7 protein-coding genes are annotated in these 4,592 nt (G+C 57.6%); 4 read left to right on the top strand and 3 right to left on the bottom strand.

Features of this window, described 5'->3' with window-relative positions; all coding sequences use genetic code 11:
• Nucleotides 1-77: 77 nt before the first annotated feature.
• The 3 genes from NW843_RS09770 to cobU are packed head-to-tail and all read right to left on the bottom strand — an operon-like array spanning nucleotide 78 to nucleotide 1,691.
• Complete coding sequence (locus NW843_RS09770; RefSeq protein ID WP_414522817.1) at nucleotides 78-635, bottom strand: hypothetical protein; 558 nt, start codon at nucleotides 633-635, stop codon at nucleotides 78-80.
• Nucleotides 617-1,096: a CRR6 family NdhI maturation factor gene (locus NW843_RS09765; protein WP_011432033.1), complete on the bottom strand. Its 480-nt coding sequence runs from the start codon at nucleotides 1,094-1,096 to the stop codon at nucleotides 617-619. Before NW843_RS09765 ends, NW843_RS09770 begins: the two co-directional genes overlap by 19 nt.
• A gap of 37 nt (nucleotides 1,097-1,133) precedes the next feature.
• A complete protein-coding gene (cobU, locus tag NW843_RS09760) occupies nucleotides 1,134-1,691 on the bottom strand; it encodes a bifunctional adenosylcobinamide kinase/adenosylcobinamide-phosphate guanylyltransferase (protein ID WP_414331153.1) in 558 nt (185 codons plus the stop codon).
• Between the two features lie 102 nt (nucleotides 1,692-1,793).
• Between cobU and NW843_RS09755 the strand changes: the two genes are divergently transcribed.
• The 4 genes from NW843_RS09755 (at nucleotide 1,794) to ubiE (ending at nucleotide 4,541) form a co-directional block, all read left to right on the top strand.
• The gene (locus tag NW843_RS09755) at nucleotides 1,794-2,417 is read left to right on the top strand and encodes a CatB-related O-acetyltransferase (protein WP_414522816.1); all 624 of its coding nucleotides are present in this window, start codon (nucleotides 1,794-1,796) and stop codon (nucleotides 2,415-2,417) included.
• 101 nt (nucleotides 2,418-2,518) lie between these two features.
• Nucleotides 2,519-2,797 carry a hypothetical protein gene (locus NW843_RS09750; protein WP_414522815.1) on the top strand — a complete coding sequence of 93 codons (279 nt, stop codon included), beginning with the start codon at nucleotides 2,519-2,521 and terminating at the stop codon, nucleotides 2,795-2,797.
• 57 nt (nucleotides 2,798-2,854) lie between these two features.
• Nucleotides 2,855-3,658, top strand: a complete 804-nt coding sequence (locus tag NW843_RS09745) for a hypothetical protein (RefSeq protein WP_414522814.1) — start codon at nucleotides 2,855-2,857, stop codon at nucleotides 3,656-3,658.
• A 106-nt stretch (nucleotides 3,659-3,764) separates the two neighbouring features.
• Nucleotides 3,765-4,541 carry a bifunctional demethylmenaquinone methyltransferase/2-methoxy-6-polyprenyl-1,4-benzoquinol methylase UbiE gene (gene ubiE / locus NW843_RS09740; RefSeq protein ID WP_414522813.1) on the top strand — a complete coding sequence of 259 codons (777 nt, stop codon included), beginning with the start codon at nucleotides 3,765-3,767 and terminating at the stop codon, nucleotides 4,539-4,541.
• Nucleotides 4,542-4,592 lie beyond the last annotated feature (51 nt).

Below are 4,592 nucleotides of genomic sequence, written 5' to 3'. Positions count from 1 at the left end.
TTCCTGAACCATGTTCAGGAGAGTTCAGCGTGAATGTATCAGGAACGGTTCGAGCCGCAGGGATCAGTGGGTGGCGCTCAGTTCCTTGGTTGGGCAGCATTGCAGAGCAGCAGGGCATCTGGATCCCAAAGGATCTGCCCATCAAGAGCCATTCTCCCCAACACCGGCATTCCTACTTGGGCTTCCAGGCGCGGGATCAAAGTTGCATCCAGCTTTTCCAAGGCTTGGGGATCCCCAGTTTCGGTCAGGGATCCAATCAGCACCCACCCCAAACCGCGGGCCTTGGCTTGGCGCAACAGGGCGGCAAAAGCGGCAGCTTGGCTCAGGGCGGCCTCCCGCTGCAGCGTCAGCAGCAAGCTCAACCCCCACGCATGGGCCAGATCCGCCCAAGTTTGGCCTGGCCCCAGGGGATCGGCAACGCTGCCCGGCAAAACCAGTAGGGGATCTTTTTCTCCTGCCCACTCGGAGATTTGTTGCCAGAGGGCCTTTAGCTGAGCTTCCGAAGGGTTGGGATCCACTCTGAGCCGGCCCCAAGGGCGTTGAACCACCTGCTGCCAAGCGTCGGCCACTGCCGTAGCTCCTGGGATCCCCGGCCAGGTGTCGGCCACCATCACCTTCATGGCTCTGCCTCCCATAGGGCGAGAAACTCCGGCTGGATCTCGAAGCCAAACACCAAAGCCATATCCCGCAGCATGGAGACGGATCCCAGGTTCTGCTGCTTAAACCACCGCATCAACACAAAGATCTTCTGATAGACAAAGATCTCCAACGCTTCTGGGTTGTAAACAATGCCCTCCCGAGGGTTGAATTGGTGGGGCACCATCATAGCCGCGTAACGGGCGAGTTCTCCTTGGCGCCAATTGAGAAAGTAGGGCATCCAGGGGTAGACTGTATCCCAACGAATAAACCACAGGCGCACCTCCGGGATCTCGGACAGCTCCCGCGGATCCTCAGGGCTGCGCGGCCAATCGATGGCGCATTGCACCTGCTGGGCAGCACGCACGGGATCCGCCATCAAGGTTTTCACCAGCTCATGGCCGGGGGTGAGATCCAGAGTTTGAATGGCCTTGGCAGGAAGGTAGAGGGTAATCGGCACAGCGACACGGCTATCTGGCTTGCAAATGCAGCTTATCTCAGCTCTGCTCTGTCTTGCTCGCCACTGGGATCCCCAGGCGGGTGAGATCCAGGGCAAAACCTGCCGTTACCAAAAACACTTGGTCGGCCAGGGGAGCCAGCCTTTGGGTCAGTTCCCCCATCCGATCCCGAAACCGCCGCCCCAGTGGGTAAGCGGGCACCACCCCCCAGCCCACTTCTTCAGACACCAGGAGGATCTCCCCTCTATGGCTTTGCAAGGTTGCCAAGAAGGATTGCACCAAGGGATCCCATTCTGAAGAGGGACAGTCTAGGCCCTGCGCCACCCATCCCCCCAGCGAATCCACCAGCGCACAACAGGGCTGGGGCAACTTTTGCAGTTCTGCCCCCAAGTCCCTCCCGGTTTCCCAAGTCTGCCAACTGGAAGGCCGCCGTTGCCGGTGCTGTTGAACGCGCTCTGCCCATTCTGGATCCGTCTTGGGATCGGGTTTCGGCCCGGTAGCCAGGTAGATAACCGGCAAGCCCGAAGCCGCAGCCAAACCCTCTGCCAGCCGGCTTTTGCCAGAGCGCACAGGGCCACAGATCAGCACAATCGCCATTGGGTAGAATGGAAATCCACTGACGTTTGAGTCTAACCTCGACAACAGCCTGCTGAAGTCCTCAGCCGAGTGGTACCCGGTCAATCCTGAGGCTGAATCTCTATGCCCATCCGAATCGAGCACGCTGCCCAGCCGGAAGAGAAAACCTATTTTGCTCACGCCGGTTTAGAGCCTTTTCCTCTGCTCACGATTGGCTCCCTAAGCTACGGACATGAGTTTTTCCTTCATTGGATGGGAGAGTCATCCCGCGTCAAGATTGGACGTTGCACTTCGATTGCAGGAGGGGTGCATTTTTTCGTAGGGTACGAGCACCATACTGACTGGGTTACTACTTACCCTTTCACCCATTTACCTGATTCCTGGCGAGAGCTTCGTGCTTTGAAAGGGCACCCTGTAACTCGCGGAGATATTGTTGTTGGCCATGATGTTTGGATTGGCTATGGCGCTAAGATTCGCTCGGGGGTAACCATTGGAAATGGAGCAGTTGTTGGAATGGGTGCTGTGGTAACTCGAGATGTCCCCCCTTATGCCATTGTTGCGGGCGTGCCAGCGAGGGTGGTTCGCTACCGTTTTGCACCTGAAGTGATCGAGTGGCTTATCCAACTTGCTTGGTGGGATTGGCCCCTTGAAGCCATACGCCAGGCAGCACCTCTTCTCTGTCGGCCACTAGATCAGGAAGCAATGTCAGGGCTTTCTCAGATCAAGCAAAGCCTTCTTGCTGTTTGAAACTACTTGAGAAATTCCCCGCAGGCTAAGATGAGAGTTGGTTACGCTTGAAAAAACAATCTCGAATAACCTGACTGTACTTCAGGCTCAAAAGCTCGACCATGACAGATCCCAAGCCAATATCTCCGCCTGAACACAAGGCTTCTTCGGTCTCTTTTCGATCTGCTCAACCGCTCTGGCTCAGCCTAGCGCTGGGGATCACCACTGCTCCCGTTTTGTTGGGCTTGGTCTTGGCAGATCGGGCCGGGAAATGGCTGGGATCCCTGAGCTGGGAAGATCCGGGTTGGTGGCTGGGGGAGCGGCTGCCCAACTTAGACAGCGCCCCGCTACAGGCCCATGAGCAACAACGCAAAAACTCTGCCCCGGTCGAGAACCCCTAGCTTCTCTGTCACTTTCGTATCATAGGAAAGCGAACTAGCAGCAGGAGTTAACAGCCTTTGCGTAGACCGGCCAAACCGTCTCAGGAGTTCGCCTCCACATTCTCGGGGGTGCTGTTCTGGCTGAGCGCGTTTCTCTTCACAACGGTGTTGAGTGCTTGTCTGGGCTACCTATTTGGTCAGCGAGCTCTATCGGGGGTTTCTTCTCCCGTCACCGGCGCCGGTCGGGCTTCTCCTTCCCGCGAAGTTCGGGATCCCCGTACTGTGCCTTTGCTGAACGAGGCTGAGGTAATTGCAGCAGCCGAAGCCAGCCTTCGTCCGTCCCCAACTCCCACCCCCCTCTTTACCCCAGCACCCACGCCGGTTGCAACTCCCACTCCAACACCCACCCCCAGATTGTCTCCTGAATTGGCGGCGGCCCCGTCGCCAACTCCTCGCCCCGCCACTCCATCTCCTCCACCTCCCCGTCCGCGTCAGCAGGACGGAGTTCCTGCCCCGCCGGCGCCCACACCACCTCCGCCCCCCCTACCAATTGCCGCCAGTGGACAGGTCTCTATGCAGGTGCTTTCGGTTCGTCGCGAGGGAAGCCAAGTGGTTCTGAATGTAGCTATGCAAAACAACTCGGCAGAGACGGTGCGCTTTCTCTATAGCTTCCTGAACATTACTGACGACAATGGACGGTCAGTCAACGCGCTCACCCAGGGTTTGCCGGGGGAGCTGCCCCCCAATAGCCAAGTCTTCCAGGGAACCATCCGCATCCCAGCCTCGAGCCTAGCCGGATCCCGATCCCTGTCCCTGAGTTTGGCTGATTACCCCAGCCGCCGCCACCGAGTGGGAGCCAGTGGGATCCCAGTGCCGCCGTAACACCCCTCTTCCTTTAGCTTCAGACCACAGATCCGGTCACGTAGCGTTGCGGAGCAACAGGAGCAACAAAGTTTGTACGGGGAACATGAGGTGGAGTTGAGAAGAGGTGCCTAGCCCAACCTTTGAACAGCCTGAGGAAATCCGAGCGCTTTTTGACCGCATTGCTCCCCACTATGACTCCCTCAACCAAACCTTGAGCCTGGGCCTCCATCAGGTTTGGAAGCGTATGGCCGTGCGTTGGTCGGGCGCCAGCTCAGGAGGATATGTGCTGGATCTGTGCTGTGGAACCGGTGATCTGGCTCTGCAGTTGGCCCGCCGAGTAGGACGAAGGGGACATGTGGTGGGCCTAGATTTCTCTCCCGCCATGCTGGCGATTGCCCGGCGTCGCTCCCGGCTCTTCCCTGGCTACTCCCTGGAGTGGGTTTTGGGAGATGCCTTGGCCTTACCTTTTCCCGACAGTAGCTTCGATGCCATTACCATGGGCTACGGCTTGCGCAATGTAACCGATATTCCCCAAGCCTTGCGAGAGATTAGGCGAGTACTGAAGCCAGGACGTCGTGCCGCCATTTTGGATTTTCACCGCCCCACAGGGATCCCTCTTTGCGAACAATTTCAGCGCTGGTACTTGAACACTCAGGTGGTTGCCCAGGCCAAAACTTTGGGACTGGGATCCGAATATGCCTACATTGATCCCAGCCTAGATCGCTTTCCCTCTGGAGAAGAGCAACGACAAATGGCCCTGCAGGCAGGGTTTGCCAGTGCCAAGTTCTACCCCCTAGCGTGGGGCATGATGGGGGTACTGGTGATTGAGAAGTTTCGTATTGTTTCCATTAATTCCACTAATTCCACTTCCCCGAAGGGAAGCGACTCTCCCCGATTATAACCCTTGTCCAGAGCGGGATCCAGGGGCCTAGATCGACAGGGTCTCGTTTAA

It is taken from the genome of Synechococcus sp. R5-12 (assembly GCF_047502655.1).
In the GTDB taxonomy this organism is placed as follows: domain Bacteria; phylum Cyanobacteriota; class Cyanobacteriia; order Thermostichales; family Thermostichaceae; genus Thermostichus.
The sequence above is the reverse complement of the archived record's forward strand: the minus strand, read 5'-3'. Positions and strand labels throughout refer to the sequence as shown.

Excerpts from the sequence above, each read along its gene's own strand:
- NW843_RS09755 (WP_414522816.1), top strand. The coding sequence starts at position 1,794 with ATGCCCATCCGAATCGAGCACGCTGCCCAGCCGGAAGAGAAAACCTAT.
- NW843_RS09750 (WP_414522815.1), top strand. The coding sequence starts at position 2,519 with ATGACAGATCCCAAGCCAATATCTCCGCCTGAACACAAGGCTTCTTCG.
- cobU (WP_414331153.1), bottom strand. The coding sequence starts at position 1,691 with ATGGCGATTGTGCTGATCTGTGGCCCTGTGCGCTCTGGCAAAAGCCGG.
- NW843_RS09770 (WP_414522817.1), bottom strand. The coding sequence starts at position 635 with ATGGGAGGCAGAGCCATGAAGGTGATGGTGGCCGACACCTGGCCGGGG.